The sequence below is a fragment of the Bifidobacterium aerophilum genome (assembly GCF_010667685.1).
In the GTDB taxonomy this organism is placed as follows: Bacteria; Actinomycetota; Actinomycetes; order Actinomycetales; family Bifidobacteriaceae; genus Bifidobacterium; species Bifidobacterium aerophilum.
The window spans coordinates 1-19,695 of record NZ_WHZW01000022.1 but is presented as its reverse complement, the minus strand read 5'-3'; the positions used below and the strand labels follow the sequence as shown (position 1 = coordinate 19,695).

General features: G+C 64.5%; 15 protein-coding genes and 4 tRNA genes. 6 read left to right on the top strand and 13 right to left on the bottom strand.

What is annotated here, in order from left to right; all coding sequences use genetic code 11:
* Positions 1-126 precede the first annotated feature (126 nt).
* The 3 genes from GFD25_RS12420 to GFD25_RS10005 form a co-directional block, all read right to left on the bottom strand.
* A complete protein-coding gene (locus tag GFD25_RS12420; RefSeq protein ID WP_163232434.1) occupies positions 127-744 on the bottom strand; it encodes a sugar O-acetyltransferase in 618 nt (205 codons plus the stop codon).
* A 127-nt stretch (positions 745-871) separates the two neighbouring features.
* Positions 872-2,032 carry a helix-turn-helix transcriptional regulator gene (locus tag GFD25_RS10010; protein ID WP_163232432.1) on the bottom strand — a complete coding sequence of 387 codons (1,161 nt, stop codon included), beginning with the start codon at positions 2,030-2,032 and terminating at the stop codon, positions 872-874.
* Positions 2,033-2,199: 167 nt separating this feature from the next.
* On the bottom strand, positions 2,200-3,033 hold the full coding sequence (locus GFD25_RS10005; RefSeq protein ID WP_163232430.1) for a class I SAM-dependent methyltransferase: 834 nt from the start codon (positions 3,031-3,033) through the stop codon (positions 2,200-2,202).
* A gap of 238 nt (positions 3,034-3,271) precedes the next feature.
* On the opposite strand from GFD25_RS10005, the gene GFD25_RS10000 reads away from it, so the two are divergent.
* Positions 3,272-5,116 carry an AMP-dependent synthetase/ligase gene (locus GFD25_RS10000; protein ID WP_163232428.1) on the top strand — a complete coding sequence of 615 codons (1,845 nt, stop codon included), beginning with the start codon at positions 3,272-3,274 and terminating at the stop codon, positions 5,114-5,116.
* Between the two features lie 121 nt (positions 5,117-5,237).
* Here GFD25_RS10000 and GFD25_RS09995 read toward each other — a convergent pair.
* The 5 genes from GFD25_RS09995 to GFD25_RS09975 all read right to left on the bottom strand — a co-directional run bounded on the left by GFD25_RS09995 (position 5,238) and on the right by GFD25_RS09975 (position 6,971).
* Positions 5,238-5,310 (bottom strand) — tRNA-Ala (locus GFD25_RS09995).
* Positions 5,311-5,340: 30 nt separating this feature from the next.
* A tRNA-Val gene (locus GFD25_RS09990) sits at positions 5,341-5,413 on the bottom strand.
* Between the two features lie 62 nt (positions 5,414-5,475).
* Positions 5,476-5,547: transfer RNA gene (locus GFD25_RS09985), tRNA-Val, on the bottom strand.
* A gap of 52 nt (positions 5,548-5,599) precedes the next feature.
* Positions 5,600-5,672: transfer RNA gene (locus tag GFD25_RS09980), tRNA-Gly, on the bottom strand.
* Positions 5,673-5,780: 108 nt separating this feature from the next.
* Positions 5,781-6,971: a pyridoxal phosphate-dependent aminotransferase gene (locus GFD25_RS09975; protein ID WP_163232426.1), complete on the bottom strand. Its 1,191-nt coding sequence runs from the start codon at positions 6,969-6,971 to the stop codon at positions 5,781-5,783.
* A gap of 246 nt (positions 6,972-7,217) precedes the next feature.
* Here GFD25_RS09975 and GFD25_RS09970 point away from each other — a divergent pair, with 246 nt between their 5' ends.
* Complete coding sequence (locus tag GFD25_RS09970) at positions 7,218-8,423, top strand: DUF2974 domain-containing protein (protein ID WP_163232424.1); 1,206 nt, start codon at positions 7,218-7,220, stop codon at positions 8,421-8,423.
* 203 nt (positions 8,424-8,626) lie between these two features.
* Positions 8,627-9,277, top strand: coding sequence for a TetR/AcrR family transcriptional regulator (locus GFD25_RS09965; protein WP_163232423.1), 651 nt, complete (start codon positions 8,627-8,629; stop codon positions 9,275-9,277).
* Between the two features lie 17 nt (positions 9,278-9,294).
* Here the strand turns inward: GFD25_RS09965 and GFD25_RS09960 are convergent, their stop codons facing one another.
* A complete protein-coding gene (locus tag GFD25_RS09960; protein ID WP_163232420.1) occupies positions 9,295-10,452 on the bottom strand; it encodes an Mbeg1-like protein in 1,158 nt (385 codons plus the stop codon).
* A gap of 82 nt (positions 10,453-10,534) precedes the next feature.
* Between GFD25_RS09960 and GFD25_RS09955 the strand changes: the two genes are divergently transcribed.
* Entirely contained in the window at positions 10,535-11,341 is an 807-nt protein-coding gene (locus tag GFD25_RS09955) for a mechanosensitive ion channel family protein (RefSeq protein ID WP_420837557.1), read from the top strand.
* A gap of 350 nt (positions 11,342-11,691) precedes the next feature.
* On the opposite strand, the gene GFD25_RS09950 is transcribed toward GFD25_RS09955, so the two are convergent.
* From GFD25_RS09950 to GFD25_RS09940, 3 genes are all read right to left on the bottom strand, one after another.
* Positions 11,692-12,831: a D-alanine--D-alanine ligase family protein gene (locus GFD25_RS09950; RefSeq protein ID WP_163232417.1), complete on the bottom strand. Its 1,140-nt coding sequence runs from the start codon at positions 12,829-12,831 to the stop codon at positions 11,692-11,694.
* 65 nt (positions 12,832-12,896) lie between these two features.
* Positions 12,897-13,892 carry an NAD(P)H-dependent glycerol-3-phosphate dehydrogenase gene (locus GFD25_RS09945; RefSeq protein WP_163232414.1) on the bottom strand — a complete coding sequence of 332 codons (996 nt, stop codon included), beginning with the start codon at positions 13,890-13,892 and terminating at the stop codon, positions 12,897-12,899.
* Between the two features lie 262 nt (positions 13,893-14,154).
* Positions 14,155-15,048, bottom strand: coding sequence for a lysophospholipid acyltransferase family protein (locus GFD25_RS09940; protein ID WP_163232412.1), 894 nt, complete (start codon positions 15,046-15,048; stop codon positions 14,155-14,157).
* 295 nt (positions 15,049-15,343) lie between these two features.
* On the opposite strand from GFD25_RS09940, the gene GFD25_RS09935 reads away from it, so the two are divergent.
* Both GFD25_RS09935 and GFD25_RS09930 read left to right on the top strand, forming a co-directional pair.
* Positions 15,344-16,072, top strand: a complete 729-nt coding sequence (locus GFD25_RS09935) for a TetR/AcrR family transcriptional regulator (RefSeq protein ID WP_163232485.1) — start codon at positions 15,344-15,346, stop codon at positions 16,070-16,072.
* Positions 16,073-16,573: 501 nt separating this feature from the next.
* The gene (locus GFD25_RS09930; RefSeq protein WP_338024652.1) at positions 16,574-17,854 is read left to right on the top strand and encodes an MFS transporter; all 1,281 of its coding nucleotides are present in this window, start codon (positions 16,574-16,576) and stop codon (positions 17,852-17,854) included.
* A 336-nt stretch (positions 17,855-18,190) separates the two neighbouring features.
* Here GFD25_RS09930 and murA read toward each other — a convergent pair whose 3' ends face one another.
* Entirely contained in the window at positions 18,191-19,519 is a 1,329-nt protein-coding gene (gene murA, locus GFD25_RS09925) for a UDP-N-acetylglucosamine 1-carboxyvinyltransferase (RefSeq protein ID WP_163232408.1), read from the bottom strand.
* Between the last annotated feature and the right edge of the window lie 176 nt (positions 19,520-19,695).

Below are 19,695 nucleotides of genomic sequence, written 5' to 3'. Positions count from 1 at the left end.
CCTTATATGCAGATTCGTTTTCGGGTTCCATATTCCCACGTATCGAGAAGGCAGATCACGCATGACACAAAAGCCTTTACGGAAGCGCACACATGCTCGGCCGAGTACGCTCACTCTGGCACGCGCTCATTCCCACACGTCAAGGCGGCGGGTCTTGTAGTAGAACTCGCGGTCCTTCTCGCCGATCTCGCGTACGGCCTTGCACGGCACGCCGTAGGCGACCGTGTTCGCGGGGATGTCGTGGCTGACGACCGAACCGGCGCCGATCACGCAGTTGTCGCCGATGGTCACGCCCGGCAGGATCGTCACGTTCGCGCCTACCCACACGTTGCGGCCGATCGTGACCGGAATGCAGTACACGTAATGGTGCTCGCGCAGGACCGGCAGCACCGGATGCCCGGCCGTGGCGATGACCACGTTCGGCCCGAACATGCAGTAGTCGCCGATCGTGATGTCGGCGTCGTCCACGCAGGTGAAGTTCACGTTGCAGTACACGCCCTTGCCCATGCGCACGTGGTGGAATCCCCAATTCGCATGCGCCGGCGTCTCGACGTGGCAGCCGTCGCCGATCTCGGCGAACATCTCCTTGAGAAGTTTTTGCTTGCCGTCCGCGTCGGTGGGGTGCGTCTGGTTGAATTCCCACAGTTTTTCCTGATATTCGAGCTGGCCGCCCATGATGGACGGATCGTCGTAGTGGTACGGCAGTTGTTCGGTGCGGCGTTGCGCGTTATTGAGTTCCGACATCTTGGCGTTCCTCGTTGCATCCCAATGATTTCAACTATGTTTGCGTTATCATTATATGCCTGAAACGTCGGACTATCCGATCGACGGCACGATTCACTCCGACTTCACATGCCACCGCGTCTCCGTGTCACCGGTCGGGTCGATCCCCGCACAGCCAGATGACGAGCGCCGCAATGCCGCACAGCATGCCACCGACCGGCCACGGCAGCCAGAACAGCGCGAACACCGACCACGCACCGGCATCGGCACCGGGCATGAGCAGCAACAGACATAGGGCGATGATCGTGGCGACCAGCATGATGACGCCGCACACCACCACGGTGAGCCTGCCGGAGAATGCCTGCTGCTCGGTTCGCCGCTCCTCGCCTCGATCGTTCTCGGCCGCACGGTTGTAGTCGTCGATGTTCAGCAGACCGTACCGCATGCCGCAGTAGACGAAGCCGAACACGGCAAGCGCACCGAGCAGCAACATGACCGCGTTCGGCCAGCCGGCGGCAATACCCAGCACATCATCCGCGTACACGACCACCACGATGCCGACCAGTATCGCCACCATGCCGCCCACGATGCCGGTCGCGAGCAACCGCATCTCCCGATCGTGATCGTCCTCGGTATACGGGTCCTCGACGTACGGATGCCGGCGCGCGAAGACGACATGAGACATACCGCCCGGAATAAGCAGCGCCAGTCCGACGATCGTCCCCACGCCGATGCACGCGAACATCAGCAGATCGTTGAACGGCGACGATCCGATGATTGAGTTCACGGGGTCGAACAGGTTCGCGACGCCGACCGACGCGATGACCGTTGCGACGCCGGCCGCGATCATCAGTGCAAACCGGCGGCGATGCACGTCGTAGCCGATCGGATCCCGTGGCGGAAACGTTGAATCGTCATCGGGCGATGATTCGGCACGAAAAGGTCCAGGCAAGCCGCCGGATGACGGATCGCCGGGATAACCATCGGCTTGGTCGTCCTTCGCCGTCAGATCCCGGGTCCGTGACAGGTCCACCGCATTCCGCACGGCCGACGCATCCGCACCCTCACCCGTCACATTCACGGCGTCCGCGGTGCCCGTCGCCGGCCGAGTCACGTCGCCGAGCACGAGATCGTCGAGCGTGCAGTCGAACAGGTCGCAGATCGCCAGCAGCTTGTCCATTTCCGGATATGCCTTCTCGGATTCCCATTTCGAGATCGCCTGCCGCGAGACGCCGAGCAGCATGGCGAGCTGCTCCTGCGTCATGTTGCGCCGCGCGCGCAGGGCTTGCAGGTTGGTGCGGAAAGTCATCGGCCCCCCTTCCGTGGTGCCGTCGGTCATCGTGTCATGTCCGGACGATGACTTCACTATGGCAGATCACGCCGCCGGTCGCCACCATCTTGCGGTTGCACACGCCGATCTTGACCGCAGTCGTCGCGCAACCAGCGGTTGCATCGGCGCAATGACGCCGTTTCCGGCTACCGTATCGCGATTCGTTCGCTGGCGATCATGGTGATGTTGTCGTCGGTGAGGATGCCGCCGACGGCGCGCGCGTCGAAGATCGCGTCGACCCATACGCGGTGCGCGGGGTACGCCGGGTCGGTCGGCAGCGGGCTGTGCGAGTGCGAGTCCATGTAGGTGCGCCACGTTTCGCGCGTGTACCGAATCGGGTTCGGGAAACGGCGGATCGTCGGATGCGTGAAGAACGCGGCGGCCGTGTCACGGAAGTGCCGCGCGCTGACGCCGATGTCGGCGACGTCGCCGGCCGAGACAACCAAAGGCGCACCGACACCGGCATTCGCCGAGCCGGTCGAGTCGCCGTCGGCATTAGCCACCGCCCCCGGCACGCCGGGGTCCACGCCACGCATCATCGCCGAATCGAACGACGTGCTGTTGTAGACCGAAATCAGCAGGAACGAGCCGCCCCGGCCGATGCGCGCGCATTCGGCGAGAAAGGCGTCGTGGTCGAACCAGTGCAGCGCCTGCGCGCAGGCGATCGCGTCCACACTGCGGTCGGGCAGTCCGGTGTGCTCGGCCGTTCCGTCGGCCACGGTCACGTTCGGATACGGCCGGACGACGTCGACCAGCACGCCGCGCATGTCGGCGTCCGGTTCGACCGCCGCGATCCCGTATCCGAGCCGGGCCAGCGGCACCGTGAACTTGCCGGTGCCCGCGCCGATGTCCGCGATCCTCGCGCCGGCCGGCAACAGCGAGGCGATGTATCGCATGGCCGCGTCCGGGTATCCGGGCCGCGCGCGGTCGTATGCCTGCGCCTTGCCATGGAATTCGGTGCGCCTGCCGCGTGCCGGCATGTGAGGCTCCCCCGCAGACCAGGCCGGCATATTTTCCCCGCTCGTGTCATCCCGTCGTTCCGCCATCGCATCGGCCTCCTTCGTCCGTCGCGCACCAGCGTAATCGCATATTTCCGGCGGCGCGGCCCAGCGTTCGCCGCGCTCGCGCACCCTTCCCCACACGAACGTTCCGCAAGCCCCCGCAATCGCATCCGAACACCGCCCGCACGATGTACCGAACCGGTGCCATGCTGGTGTCATGACAGTCAATTCCACCACCATCGTCAAAGAGTTCACCAATCCGCTCAAGGAGCCCATCGACGACGACATCAACCTGTTCGATTTCCTCGACCGGCGCGCCCAGCGCGATCCGGACGGATCCACCGTCGAGTACAAGGCCAAGGACGAGTCCGGCAAGGATGTCTGGAAGTCGTTCTCGGCCGCACAGTTCCGCGATCTGGTGATCGCGCTCGGCAAGGGTCTGATCGCGCTCGGCGTGCAGCAGGGCGACGCCGTGTCCATCGTCTCGCACACCCGCTGGGAGTGGACGGCGCTCGACATGGCGATCATGGCGGTGGGCGCGCTCACGGTTCCCGTGTACGAGACGAATTCCGCCGATCAGGTGAAGTGGATCTTCAACGATTCCGAGGTGACGATCGCGTTCGCCGAGGATGACGGCCAGCGCGACAAGGTCGAATCGGTGCACGCCGACGTGCCGACGCTGCGCAACGTGTTCATGATCGAGGCCGGCGCGCTCGACACGCTACGCGAGTACGGCAAGTCCGTGTCCGACGGCGAGTTCTGGGATCGCAAGCGTTCCGCGCACGGCGACGACCTGGCCACGATCGTGTACACGTCCGGTTCGACCGGCACCCCGAAGGGCGTGGAGCTCACGCACCGCAACCTCGCGTTCCTGTGTCTGTCGGCCATGCAGTACATGCCGCGCGCCTGCGCCTGGCCCGACCGCCGTCTGCTGCTGTTCCTGCCGCTGAGCCATGTGTTCGCGCGGTTCATGGAACTGCTGAGCTTCTGCGGCACGCTCACGCTGGGCCTGAGCTCGAACATGAAGACGATCGTCAAGGATTTCGAATCGTTCGGGCCTACGCTGCTGCTGGCCGTGCCGCGCGTGTTCGAGAAGGTGTACAACGCGGCCTCTCAGCGCGCGGGCAGCGGTCTTGCGGGCAAGATGTTCCTGCGCGCGGCCGACGTGGCGCGCGAATGGTCGAAGGCCGAGCAGGCCGGCGAGAAGCTGGCGTGGAACAAGCGGATCGCGCACGCGTTCTACGAGCGCGTGGTGTACCGCAAGATCCGCACGATCTTCGGACCGAACGCCGATTTCGCGATCACGGGCGGCGCGCCGATGGACGCCGACCTGTCGCACTTCTTCAACGGCATCGGCATGCCGCTGCTCGAAGGCTACGGCATGACCGAAACCTGCGGCCCGGTGTGCGTGAGCCTGCCGGAGAACAACCGGATCGGCACGATCGGCATGCCGATGAGCGGCGTGACGGCCGGCATCGCGGACGACGGCGAACTGTGCGTGCGCGGCCATCTGGTGTGCCGTGGCTATCACAACCACCCGGAGGTCACGGCCGAGCAGATCGTGGACGGCTGGCTGCATACCGGCGATCTGGGCGACATTTCCGAGGATGGGTTCATTTCGATCACCGGCCGCAAGAAGGACCTGATCATCACGGCCGGCGGCAAGAACGTCTCCCCGGGTCTGCTGGAGGCCGCGGTGATGACGTCGCCGGTGGTCAACCAGTGCCTGGTGATCGGCGACCGCAAGCCGTTCGTGGCCGCGCTGGTGACGCTCGACCTTGCGGACGCGAACGCGTGGCTGGAATCGCAGGGCGCGCAGCCCGAACCCGATCTGGCGGCGCTGGCCGCCAACCCGATCGTGCACGCCGAAGTGGAGCGCGCGGTGAATCAGGCGAACGACAGCGTGTCGCGTGCCGAGTCGATCCGCAAGTTCGAGATCCTGCCCGACGAGTTCACACAGGACAACGGCATGCTCACCGCGAGCCTGAAGACGCGTCGCGCGCAGATCGTCAAGCATTACCGCGAGCTGATCGACACGGTGATCTACGCGCCGCGCAAGTAGCGGTCGGAAGCCGAAAGCATCGCGCTCACGTGCGGCCGGTGCCGTCATCGTCGATGACGCCGGCCGCACGGCGGCCGCGGCATACGCAAAAGGGCTTGCCCGAAGGCAAGCCCTTTGTCTGTGGAGCTAAGGGGATTCGAACCCCTGACCCTCTCCATGCCATGGAGATGCGCTACCAGCTGCGCCATAGCCCCGAAATTCACCCGCGGCAAGCCACGAGATCGTGGGTGATGTAGGAATCGAACCTACGACCCCTTCCGTGTGAAGGAAGTGCGCTAGCCGCTGCGCCAATCACCCAGTCGCATCCGACCAGACTCGCGTCCGATCCAATCGATCGCCGGTTTCCCGCCAATCAATCGTGGGCGATACAAGATTCGAACTTGTGACCCCTTCCGTGTCAGGGAAGTGCGCTACCTCTGCGCCAACCGCCCGGGCCTGCGTCTCCCCGGAAGCCAAGCGAACTCGGCATCCGAGAAAAAAGCGAGCGGACAACGGGACTCGAACCCGCGGTCTCAACCTTGGCAAGGTTGCGCTTTACCAACTAAGCTATGTCCGCAATCTGTCGCCGTGAGGCAACAGATGGATAATCTACACGAGAACACCCGCACATGCAAATCTCGGCGTGTCGCCCGGTATTTCGCGCATTATCGCCGGCCGCAAAGCATCACAGGCCGTACACTTCGTGCGCGAACTTCTCGAGCACCGGGATGGACCGCTTCACCTTTTCCGTGTCGATGCAGTACGCCATGCGGAAGTATCCGGGCACGCCGAAGCTCTCCGACGGCACGAGGATCAGGTCGTAGTCCTTGGCCTTCATGCAGAACGCGGTCGCGTCGTCCTCAAGCGCCTTCGGGAAGATGTAGAACGTGCCGCCGGGGCGCACCACGTCGAAACCGATCGAAGTGAGCGCGTCGTACAGCAGGTTCATGTTCGTCTCGTACACGCTCAGATCGCTCGTCTCGTCGATCACCTTCGCCACGGCCAGCTGCATGGTCGAGCTCGGGCAGTTGTGGCCCGTGCCGCGCGAGATCTGGCCGCACATCGGCACGATGAGCTTCGCGTCGGTGGCGCGCGGGTTGACGGCCACATAGCCGATGCGCTCGCCCGGCAGGCTCAGCGACTTCGACCACGAATAGCAGGTAAGCGTGTTATCGTAGAACTTCGCCGGGTACGGCTGTTCTCCGCCGTCAAAGACGATCTCGCGGTACGGCTCGTCGCTGATGAGGAAGATGTCATGGCCGTACTCCTCCTGGCGGGCGCGCAGGATCGAGGCGAGACGTTCGAGCGTGGCCGCCGAGTACACCGCGCCGGACGGGTTGTTCGGCGTGTTGATGAGCACCGCCGCGGTCTGCGGCCCGAGCGCGGCCTCGAACGCGTCGAAGTTGATCTGGAAGTTCTCGGTATCGGCCGGCACGACGGTCAGATACGCGCCCGTGCCGCTGACGTACGGCTGGTATTCGGGGAAGTACGGCGCGAACGTGATCACCTCGTCGCCCGGCTTGGTCACGACGCGCAGGGCATGCGAAAGCGCTCCGGCCGCACCGGTGGTCGGGAAGACGTAGTCGCCGGTGTAGTCCATGCCGAAACGGCGGTTGAGGCTGTCGGCGATCGTCTCGCGCACGGACGGCAGGCCGAGCGACGGGCTGTAGCCGTGCAGCTTGACCGGCTCGGCGGTCTCGTACATGTCGATGACGGTCTTGGTGAAGTCGGGCGGGCACGGCACGCTCGGATTGCCGAGGCTGTAGTCGAACACGTTGTCGTAGCCGATTTCGGCCCCGCGCGCGGTCGCATACTCGCTCAAGGTACGGATCACGGATTTGCCGCCAAGCATCGCCTTGTATGTTTCGTTGATCATCGCAACCTCCCTGTTGGCATTCGTCGCCGGTGTGTTGGTTCGTTTCTACCACCCGCCGGGCACAATGACGGTCAGAGTCGTGGCAACACGCCAATTTCGCGCGATGCGGGGAGTTTCGCCGGCGGCGTGACGACAATTCACTAAGATCATACGTAGCGGTACACGCGAGGCCGGCGCAGGGCGCGGCCGGCCGACATGGAGGTTCCGCGCAACACGTTCGGGGACGCACGGCGAAGGAGGTGCGCGATGGGCAACATCACCGATTACGCGCGCACCGAGACGCGCGGGTTTGCGACGCTGCCGTTCGGCGCGGCCGACGCGCTGGCGCTGGCGATCCTCATCTACGACGACGTGCCGAACGACATGCCGCGTCTCGATGACGAACTGCACCGCTACGGCACGCTGCGCAGCCGGCTGCACTCGTTCTCCTTCCGTCATCCGGTCACGTCGCTGCATCATCTGAGTCATCCGCCATTCGACGGCATGACCGTCGAGCAGGCCGACCGCGAACTGCATCAGGGTCAGATCGTCAGCGATCACGACGTCAACGCCGTCGCACTGGTCAACCCGCAGCTGACGCACGACTTCTACCGAGCATGCGCCGCCAATCCGCGGTTTTCCGGCATCGTCATGGGCGCGTACGCCGCCGAGTTCAGCGCGGACAGGCAGACGCAGTTCGCCGCGCTGACGTTCCGACTGCCGGACGGCACGCTGATCGTCTCGTATCGCGGCACCGACGATTCGCTGGTAGGCTGGAAGGAGGATTTCAACATGTCCTTCCAGTATCCGGTGCCGGCGCAGGTGTCGGCGGCGAAATATCTCACGCAGGTCGCCGGGCTGTGGGACGGGCCGATCATCCTGACCGGACATTCGAAGGGCGGCAACCTGGCCGTGTACGCGGCGATGAACGCACCCGACGAGGTGCGCGAGCGCGTCATGCGCATCTATTCGCTGGACGGGCCCGGTTTCCCGCCGGACGTGGTGCATGGGTACGAGTACGGCACGGTGAAGGACCGGATCGTCAAGATCGTGCCGGATTCGTCGATCATTGGCATGATTCTGGAGACACCGGAGCGCTGCACGGTGGTCAAGTCCGACGTGGAGGGCGTGATGCAGCATTTCGCGTTCTCCTGGCAGATGTGCGGCGGCGAGTTCGTGCAGGTGGAGGATCTGGCGCATAGTTCGAAGCTGTTCAACGAGTCGCTGAACAAATGGATGGCGGGATTGAGCCAGGAGCAGCGCGAGCATGCGGTGGACGCGTTGTTCGCGGTGCTGGAGGCGAGCGGGGCGAACAACATCGGCGATGTGATGGCGGCCGGCGCGAAGGCGATCCCGGAGATGCTCGGCACGTTCGTGGGGCTGAGCCCCGAGGACCGGCGCAACATCACGCAGGCGATGATGATCCTGTTGCAGGCGGCGCTGGCCCGCAATACCAAGGTGTCGCGGCGATAAGGACGCGACGGCCATCGGGCCGGCGGGCACCCGCGCCCATCACGACGCGCCGACGATACGGCGCAGGTCTCAGGCGCCAGCCGGCCATCCTCCATAGACACGTTGTCCAATAACGGTGTATCATGACGGCTTAGACACGGTGTCTAGACAGATTGTCTGGACACCCCGACCAATAATTCGCCGCAACGCCTGACGGAGCCGCCATGCCACGCCCACGTAGGGATTCCGAGATCCTGCCCGCCAAGGAACGCATGGAGAACGCGTTCTGGGACCTGCTCGCGGAGCGCGAATACCACAAGATCACCGTCACCGACATCGTGCACGAGGCCAACGTCAACCGCAACTCGTTCTACTACCATTTCAGCGGCCTGTCCGAACTCGCCGATTCCGCCATCATGCACGTCGTTCAGGAAGCCAAGACGGCCCTGCCCACGCCCGACTCCGATCCGGACGCCACCTGGCGCGAGAACATCACCAACCTGCTGCAGTCGCCCGAACACCGCGAGCGCCTCGACCGGCTCGCGCTCATCGCGGGCCCCCACAGCTCCCCCGAACTGGTGGATTCGCTGCGCGACTTCGGCCGCCTCACCATCATCCACAGCCTGCAGCTGCCGGAACGTCCCGACCTGAAAACCGATCTCATGCTGGACTTCACGGTCGGCGGCATGCTCGCCGTGCTCAGACGCTGGCCCGACCTGCGCGGCACCGTGGAACTCGACGACCTGCTCAACGAGGACATGGCCGTGCTGGCGATGAGCATGTGCCTGTCACTGTCGCGCAAGGATTTGCTCGGCTACTGGCATCGCATCTTCCGCAACAACCTGCCGGGCGCGACCGCCGGCGCAGCCGCCTGACCGGCAGCAGCCGACCGTCACACGGTTTCGTCACGCCGCACCAGCGTGCGCACGGCGCTGGACGGCAACCCCTTGAGCACCGACGAGATGAGCTCACGCGTCTTGCGGTCAGTGCCGCTCGCCGCGACGAGGATCTTCGGCAGCGCCGCGGTCCAGTTCGCGGCGAGATCGGCGAAATTGTCGTATCCGGCCGCGGCGATGACATCATACGTCTGATCGACCGTGATCTCCCGTTGCCGCTGGTCGACCCCGTCCAGCCACGCGCCGATCGTCCTGTCCGCGAACTGCGCTCCGACGGTCAGCTCGGGCGCGGTGACGAATTCACCGTCCGCGACCTGCCAGCTGCCGCCCATATGCTGCAGGATGCCGATCGCGTCGGCCTTGACGACGGTATGCGCAACGTCGCCGTCGTCCAGCAGCATGCCGATGACCGACGATTCGGGAACGGTTTTGTCGATGCGCCCGCACACCGCACGATATGCGTCAGACCGCGTGACGGCCGCATCGAAACCAGGGCCGTCATGACTGAAAATACGCGTGACACGGGGTTGGGACGCCCCCAACAACATGGCCGCGTATATGGCCATGTTCCCGCCTTTGGAATGACCGCCGACCATGATCGTCGCCGGCGAGGAGCCCAGCGCTCCCGTCGAACGGTCGGCCACCGACCGCAGGTACGCCGCCGCCGAACGTTGCGCCGGCACCGGGCACCGCACGGCCATGTTGAAATCCTCCTTCCATCCGACGAGCGTGTTGTCCGTGCCACGGAACGCCACGTACAGCGTGCCGCCCGCGTCCGCCCGCATGCCGACGCAGTCGCTCAGATCGAAGGTCATGGCCGCGAACTGCGTCTGGTCGTCCGAGTCAAGCCGTTCGGCGTACTCCCCCACGCGCATGCCGCGGTATCGCGGCGATTCGCAGACGGCCCGCAGCAGGTTCAGCCGGTATTCGTTCACCGACTGCGAGCCGGTCGTGACCATGGACGGATAGTCTTCCGCACGCAACGTGGCGGTCATCGGCACGCAGCGCACGGTCGTGGTGGTCTCATGACGCGGCACCGATTCCGGCATATGGATGTATGCGAGCTCGCTGAGCGTCAGCGAATCGACCGCGTTGAACGGCAGTTCGTCGAACGTGCGGAAATTCGAACGCGCGCCATCGAGAATATTGCCCATGCTTTCATGGTAGTCACAGGTTCCGCCGCATCACCCCGGTAGGATATAGGCGGATATCACCGGACGACACGAAAGAGGCATGATGAGCGATACGGCGGATGCTGGACTGGACATGATGAACCTGATGATCAAGTGGCTGACCGCGAACGCCGGCAAGATCGTGTTCCTCATCGTGGTGCTCGTCGCCGCATGGGCGGTCGTGAAGGTGGTCAGCAAGGTGCTGCGCCGCGTGCTGGATCACACGGACATGCCGAGCGCGTCGATCTTCGTCAACATCGTGCGCGTGCTGATCTGGGTGGTCGCCGCGACGATTGTGCTCAAGCCGGTGTTCGGCATCGACCCGACCACGCTGATGACGGCGCTCGGCGTCGGCGGCATCGCGGTGTCGCTGGGCCTGAAGGACACGGTCGCAAACGTGATCTCGGGATTCGGGCTGATGTTCGGGCGCGTGATCCAGCCAGGCGACCTGGTGACGGTAGCCGGCACGACCGGCGTGGTGAAGGACATCACCTGGCGACAGACCGTGGTGCGCGAGCGCAACGGCAATGAAATGGTGATCCCGAATTCGGTGCTCAACACGGCATCGTTGGAAAAGCTCACGCCGGCGAATGAAGGATTGGTGACGGTGCCGTTCACGGCGAAGGCCGGCAGCGACGTCAAGGACGTCGAGCGGCGTATCGTCGAGGCCGTGAAGCACGGCACGATCGACGTAGCGGCGGAGGGAACCGTGCCGATCGTGAAGTTCACGGGATTCTCGCCCTACGGCATCGAAGGGCAGGTGCTGGTGTTCGCGAAGCCCGACCTGCTGCTGTCGACGGCACGCGATGCGGCGGCCCGTGCGCTGTCGGGCGTCGATGCCCTGGAGCAGCGTGCCGCCGTCGGCGCGTAACCGCTAATCCACGGTCCATTGGCCATTCAGGCGGCCGCAGCACTGGCCTGTCTAGCTTTCCGCAAACCTTGAGGCGGTTTTTGACGGGCGAGAAGGTCTTTCTGCAAACCTTGAGGCTAGTATCCAGCTGCCTGCGGCATGAATCCGCCGTTTTCCCCCATGCCGCGATGGATTCCGGGACAACGGCTGCCTCAGAGTTTGCAAATCGGCCTCGTCAACATGGGAAAACTGCCTCAGGGTTTGCGAAAAGACATACATCGTGATGGCTCACCACATATGGCAATGCCCTGTGTCCCAGCCAGATGACACTGGCCATGACACAGGGCATCACCGTCGGCCGACGAAACAAATCAGCGCAGCACGCCCTCGATGAGCGTGGTGATGAGGTCGGTGTAGCTCACGCCGGTGGCCTCCCACGCCTTCGGATACATGGAGATCGGCGTGAAACCGGGCATGGTGTTGATCTCGTTGATCATCACGTCGCCGTCCGGCGTCACGAACGTATCGACACGGCTCAGACCCGCGCCATCGACGGCCTTGAAGCCGCGCACCGCGATCTCGCGCACGCGTTCGAGCAGCTCGTCGGGCAGGTTGGCCGGCACCTCGACGTGGCTGGCTGACGAGTCCATGTACTTGCTGTCGAAATCGTAGAACTGGTCGTCGCCGCCGGCGCGCTTGTCAAGCACGATCTCGCCCGGCCAGCTGGCCTTCGGTTCGTCGCCGGCCTTCGGGCACAGCACCGCGCATTCGATCTCGCGCGCGTCGATGCCCTGCTCGACGAGGATGCGCCAGTCGTGGTGGCTGGCCTCGAACACGGCGGCGGCAAGCTCGGCCGCGTCGCCCTCATGCTCGACCTTGGTCACGCCGAAGCTGGAGCCGGCGCGCGACGGCTTGACGAACAGCGGGTACTGGAGTCCCGCCGCCTCGACCTGCGCGAGGATGTCCTCGCCGTTCGCGGCGAACTTGGTCGACGCGTCGAAGCCGCGCGCGTCAAGCGTGATGCCGGGCGCGACCGGAATGCCGGCGGCCGCCAGCAGCACCTTGGTGTAGTGCTTGTCCATGCACGCGGCGGATGCAAGCACGCCGCAGCCCACGTACGGCACGTTCATCATCTCGAACAGGCCCTGGATCGTGCCGTCCTCACCAAACGGACCGTGCAGCACCGGGAACACGGCGTCGATGTGACCGAGCGATTCCAGCGTACCGTCCGCATTGCGGGCAAAGAAGCCGTCCTGGCCGAGCGCCACGTCGAGCACGACGTCGCGCGAGCCGGCGGTCTTTTCGACGGTCGGCAGCGCGGAACCGCCCAGATCCCAGCCGCGCGGGTCCTCACCGTCCACGATCCACTGGCCGGACTTGGTGATGCCCACCGCAATCGGCTCGAACTTGTCGGTGTCGAGCGCCTTGAGCACGCCCGCGGTCGAAATGCAGGAAATCGAATGCTCGTCGGCCTTGCCGCCATACATCACCACAATGCGCTTCTTGGTCATGTTCTTCCTTTACCGTTCCTGAAACGATCAACAATACCGGGGCAACAGACTACCCGGCAGCCCGGTCACTCCTCGGTGATCTCGTCGCCGAACAGCAGGCCGAGCATCTCCTGGCAGGAGATGCCGTCCGCGAGCACGCGGCTCATCGCATAGGCGAGCGGGGTGGCCACACCGAGCTCCTTGCCGAGCGCGACGACCGCGTCGGTGGTGGGCACGCCTTCGGCCACGCCGTTGCTGGCCTTGGTGGCCTCCTCGACGCTCAGCCCCTTGCCGAGGTTCGCGCCGAACATGTAGTTGCGGCTCAGCGGAGAGCCGCACGTGGCGGTCATGTCGCCCACTCCGGCGAGGCCGGAGAAGGTCTTGACATCGGCGCCGGCGGCCTTGCCGAGGGCGGTGAGCTCCGCAAGTCCGCGGGTCTCGATCATCGCGGCGGTGTTCTCGCCGTAGCCGGCGCCGCGGGCCATGCCGACGGCGAGCGCGGTCACGTTCTTGAGCGAGCCGCACATTTCGAGGCCGATGACGTCGCGGGTGACGAACGCCTTGAAATAGCCGTTGGTGCAGGCCTTGGCGACCTTGCGGGCGTTGTCGAGGTCCGCGCAGCCGACGACGGTGGCGGCCGGCTGACGGTCGGCGACCTCCTTGCTCAGGTTCGGACCGGAAACGGCGGCGAAGCGTTCGGCCGGCAGGTCGAGGGCTTCGCGCACGACCTCGTCCATGCGCTTGCTCGTGGTGCGCTCGATGCCTTTCATGAGGCTGACGACGATCGCGGTTTCGGGGATGAGGCCCTTGAATTCGGCGAGCGCGACGCGGGCGAACTGCGCGGCGATGGCGACGACGACGATTTCGGCGTCCTTGACGGCTTCGGCGCGGTCGCCGGTTGCGGTCATGTTGTCGGGCAGCTTCTCGACGGACGGCAGGCGCACACCGTTGTGGTGGTGGTCGCGGATGCCCTCGACGATCTCGGGTTCGATGGCCCACATGGTCACGTCGTTGCCCGCGTCGGCCAGTACCTGTCCGAAGGCGGTGCCCCAGGCACCGGCGCCCAATACCGTGATCTTCATACCGTTATTCTCCTTATATCTCATTGCTATCAAATCTTTGGTCGCCCGACTGAATAGCTGTCAGCGCAGTCGCCCCCTTATTTCTTGCTCCCCCTGAAGGGACGTTGCCGTGAAGCAAACAGCAGCGCTGTTTGCAGGCAACGTGCGAACCGTCAGGCGAGCCGGCAAAACGCGGTCGCAGACCGTCCATAATTGCTGGACGAGCTGTCAGCGCAGCTGACTGAGGGGGTGACATACCCAACACGCCAAGCCCGGCAAACCCTCAGCCCTTCACACGGCTCATCGTCCGGTAGTCCCAGTACCCGTCGGGTGCGTCCTCGCCGCGGATCTCGGCCATGATCTCGGTCATGCGCACGCGGATTCGCCGGGTCAGTTCGTCGGCGGCGGCTTCCGGCACGCCATCAATCCCTTCGGCCCACGCATCGCTGCCTTCCAGCAGGTCGGCGTAGTCGAGCCGCGTGTCGTAGCACATGACGACGTTCTTGCGCGGCCATGGCCACCAGTGGTTGATGCTGGCCGCACCCCACGTCACCGCGCAGAACAGCGGCACCTGGGTCCCGAGTCGGCGCGACGCCTCGAGCGCGATCACGCCGACGCCGTTCTTCATGCTCATCGGCCATTTCTTCGGGTCGCGCGTCACCGTGCCTTCCGGCCACACGGTGAGCGGCCGGCCGGAGGTGAGGATCTCGATCGACGTCTCCTCGATCACCTTGGCCTTGCCGGAGCGGCGCTGGACGGGCTGCATGCCGACGATCTGGAACCATTTGCCGATCAGCGGCCAGTGCGCCATCTCCGCTTTGGCCATGTAGCGCGGGCGGCGGCCCATGTGGAACAGGCTCGCCATCGGCACGAACACGTCGAACATCGTCACATGCGTGGCGGCGGTGATGAACGGGCCGGTTTCGGGGATGTTGTCGAGTCCCCACGCGAGCGTCTTGCAGCTGGTGTTGAAGACGACGTCGACGCCCTTGAGCAGACGCCTGGTGCCTTTCGGGTTCTGCGCGTCGATTTCCGGCTGGTTGATGCGACGGTTCGGACCGGTCGGCAGGTCGCGCATCGGGTCGACCAGATGATGCCGCTTGGCGAGCCGGTCCACCTGCTCGTTGGAGAGAGGCTTGACCGCGGATCGCGGCGACGGTTTTCCTTTGGATGCCATGTGCCCTATTGTGCCGCAACCCACGAACGACGGCCGCAGGGGATCGTCGTCCGCCGGCCTTCGCATACACGCTCCATCGTCCGCATTCATCCGTCATGTCCGTATCGTTCGTCACGTCGCGTGCTTACTCGCGTGGCGGTTTTCGTTCGCTGACGGTACCGTCGGCGAACGAAAACCACCACACGATGTCACCATCCAATTATGCATACCGACCGATGGTATGTATAATGATGACCGTACGACAAGCCGCCAGCCGTGTCGGCAGGCCGCATCACCGTACAGAAACGAGGCAATGATGGCACGCAACGCGCACCCCGAAGTGACCGAACGGCGCATCCTCGACGCCGCCCGCGAACTGTTCATGGAACAGGGATACGAGAAGACCTCCATCCAGGACATCGTCAACCGGCTCGGCGACCTGTCGAAAGGCGCGATCTATCACCATTTCAAGTCAAAGCAGGCGATCCTCGACCGTCTCGGCGACGAGGACGCGCAACGCATCAACGCGCAGACCAAAACCGTGTTCGACAATCCCGGCATGACCGGACTGCAGAAGCTGCGGGAACTGTTTCGCATATTCACGACCAGCGCCGACCATCGCGACATCAACCGTGTGGCGCTGCCCCTGTTGGACGATCCGAAATACTTCACCGAGAACATGCGGTTCTGGTCGTCGCAGCTTCCGAACAGCTTCCGCCCGCTTATCGACGAGGGTGTGCGGGACGGGTCGATTCCGACCGAATACCCGCAGGAGGCCGCTGAGCTGATCGCGTTGCTGTTCAACTACTGGCTGCTGCCGCATTTCTACCCCGCCACGCCCGCACAGCTGAAGCATCGCGTCCAATGCCTTGCGACGATGCTCGACGCGATCGGCGTGCCGGTCTTCGACGACGAGCTCATCGATCTCACCGCCGACCTTTACGCCGCCTTCGACACTCCGTGCCCCCGCCGGCATTCCGACAGCCCGGACGCCGCCGATCAACATTCCGACAGCCGGCATTCCGCCGACTCACACCCCAGCTAATCGCTCGAGTCCACTTGCTCGCGCAACTATTTTCGGCAATCTTCCCCATCCTCCGAAAATGGTTGCGCTGAGTTTGTCCCAACGCAACTATTTTCGGAAACAACCCGCGATTCCCGGAAATGGTTGCACTGACGACCACTCAGCGCAACCATTTCCGGACGATGCGGCTGTTTTCCGAAAAAAGTCGCGCCGGCGCGAGGACCACCGGATGACCCCGTACTTACCGGATAGCCCGCACCCACCGGATAAGCCGCAAGCCACTTCGGGGTCCGCAATCGTCCGCCAGCCCACCCGATCCGTTGTCATGCCAACCCGACACCATCCGCCCAATCCGGCGTCATATCAACGTTTCTTTTCATACCGTCGTCCGGTATGAAAAATCGGTATGACAAAGGACAAGCGAGAAAGGAACCCCTAATGACCCGCGACAATCAGACACATCGCAACGCAACACGGCCAACGTCGAGAACCACTGCGGCAACAGAACCAGGACCGGGCAACGTGAATTTTCCGACAAGTGCGACTCCTCCGGACAACACCGCCGCCCGTTCCCCGCTCATCTCCCGCGACTTCATCCTGCTCGTCGCAGGCCAGGGCATCTCGCTGTTCGGCAACATGATGCTGCGCTTCGCCATGTCGATGTGGGTGCTCGACGAAACCGGCTCGGCCGCCGTCTTCGCGTCCATCCTCGCCGTCTCCATCGTCCCGACGATCATCCTCTCCCCGTTCGGCGGCGTGCTCGCCGACCGGATGAACCGCCGCACGATCATGGTCGCGCTCGACGCCGCATCGGCGGCACTCGTACTCGCCAGCGCGATCGTCTTCGCCGTCGTCGGATTCAATATCGCCGCGATCGCCGTCATGCAGGTGGCGCTCGCCGTGCTCGGCGCGTTCGAGACGCCGACCGTCCAGGCCGCACTCCCCCAGATGTTCCGTGCACACGGACCGGCGACCATGCGTCGCGCGATGGCCGTCATCAATCAGGTGCAGCAGCTGAGCTCCCTGTTGCCGAGCTTCCTCGGCGGCGTGCTGTACGCGATGGTCGGCATCCGCGTGATGATGGCGGTCACGATCACGAGCTTCGCCATGGCCGCCGTCCTCGAATGCTTCATCCGTCTCGCCGCACCGGATCGCACGGCCGACGGCGACCGGCTTCCCACGCCGATCGAGGATCTCAAAGCCGGACTGCGGTTCCTGACATATGACAGGCCGGCCGTGTTCCACCTGGCGCTGTATGCGGCGGCGATCAATTTCGTCACGATCGGCTATTCCGCGGTCGGGTTTCCGTACACGATCCGCACCGTACTGGGATTCGACGCGACCGTGTACGGCATATCCGACGGATTGGTCGGCGTGGCGGGCGTGGCCGGCGCGTTTCTCGCCGGACTGTTCGCCGCGCGTCTTGCCGTTCGCCATCTGCCGGCCGCGACCGCCATGTTCGCGCTGACCACGCTGCCGCAGGGCATCGTATTCCTGCTGCCGCTCGACCCGGCAACGCAGCTCGCGGTGCTGGTGGCCGGTATGTGCGCATCGGTGATCGCGGCCTGTTTCACGAATCTGATCGCCGTACCCGCGATTCAGCTGAGTACGCCGGAGTCGATGACCGGCAAGGTGATGGCGATGTTCTCCGCGCTGTGCATGTGCGCCCAGCCGTTCGGCCAGATGCTGTACGGCTGGGCCTATGACCGCTTCCCCGTCGCGGCGGTGCTGCTTGTCTCGGCCGCCGCATTGGCCATAGGCTCATTGGCCGTCATTCCCATCGCCAAACGGCTCGAATCCTGAAGGCCGCGCCGTCCGACGAGGTCAATTCAGGAACTCATCCCTGAGCTGCCCCGCGTATGGAGTATTTCGCGGGGCAGCTCAGGGAAGTCATCGGCATTCGGCCCCGCATACAGCCCGCCCCGCGGGGTATATCACGGAACCCGTCAGGGAATCGCCCCGAACAGCATACGTTGTGCGGGGCAATTCCCGGATGCCGTAATGAACCGGCCCCACGCAGACCCACGACAGCGGGACACCGCCCCAAACTCATCGGAGAACCGCCCCGGTCGGCAATAAAAATGGCCGGCACCCGGAACAACAATCCGGATGCCGGCCACTGCGATCCCGCCGACGCGATCAGTCGAAGTCCGCGCCGAGCGCCTCGAGCTTGCCGCGGAAGTCAGCGTAGCCGCGGTCGATGAGCGAGATGCCCTGCACGTTCGACGGGCCGGAGGCCGCGAGCGCCGCGATCAGGTGCGAGAAGCCGCCGCGCAGATCCGGCACGTCGATGTCGCGGCCGGTCAGCGGGGTCGGTCCGAAGATGACCGCCGAATGCTTGTAGTTGCGCTGCTGGAAGCGGCACGGCAGGGATCCGAGGCATTCGCGGTACAGCTGGATCGTCGCACCCATCTGCACGAGCGGCTTGGTGAAGCCGAAACGGTTCTCGTACACGGTCTCGTGCACGATCGACAGGCCGTTCGCCTGCGTCAGCGCCACCACGAGCGGCTGCTGCCAGTCGGTCATGAAACCGGGGTGCACGTCGGTTTCGATGGCGACCGGGTGCAGGTCGCCGCCCGGATGCCAGAAGCGGATGCCCTTGTCGGTCACGTCGAATTCGCCACCGACCTTGCGGAACACGTTGAGGAAGGTCATCATCTCCGGCTGGGTCGCGCCCTTGACGAAGATGTCGCCGTGCGTGGCAAGCGCCGCCGCGGCCCACGACGCGGCCTCGATGCGGTCGGTCAGGGCCGTGTGCGTATAGCCCTTGAGCTCCTTGACGCCTTCGATGCGGAACGTGCGGTCCACGTCCACGGAGATGATCGCGCCCATCTTCTGCAGCACGGCAACCAGATCCATGATCTCCGGTTCGATGGCCGCGCCGGACAGTTCGGTCTTGCCCTCGGCGAGCACGGCGGCGAGCAGCGTCTGCTCGGTCGCGCCGACGGACGGGTATGGCAGGTGGATCTTCGCGCCGTGCAGTCCGTCGGGCGCGGAGATGTGGATGCCGTCCTTGTGCTCCTTGTCGACGGTCGCGCCGAGCTTGCGCAGGGTCTCCAGATGGAAGTCGATCGGACGTCCGCCGATCGCGCAGCCGCCGAGCGCGGGAATGAACGCCTCGCCCAAGCGGTGCACGAGCGGGCCGGAGAACAGGATCGGGATGCGCGACGAGCCGGACAGCGTGTCCACGTCGGCCACGTCGGCGAGCTGCACATGGGTCGCGTCGATGGTCACGATGCCGTTCTTGCCGTCCACGTTCACGTCCACGCCGTGCAGGCGCAGCAGATCGGACACGACGTGCACGTCGCGGATCTCGGGGACGTTCTTGAGCACCGACTTGCCGGGCGCAAGCAGCGCCGCCACCATCGCCTTGCTGACGAAGTTCTTCGCGCCGCGCACCTTAATGGTGCCGTTGAGGGGCTTGCCGCCCTCGACATGCAGGATGTCTTCCTTCGGATCGTTGACCACGCTGACCTCTTTCGACTCTCGCGCTGCTCTTCGTGGGGAGCCACCGCCCCACCTGACTATCCAACAGTTTGCCACAAGGTATGTGCGCACCCGGTGAAAGCACCGTGTTTAGTTAACTGATGGATTGAGTGGCGACGCTGACGCTCGCACCATGCGTGGTGTTGTTTGAAAAACGT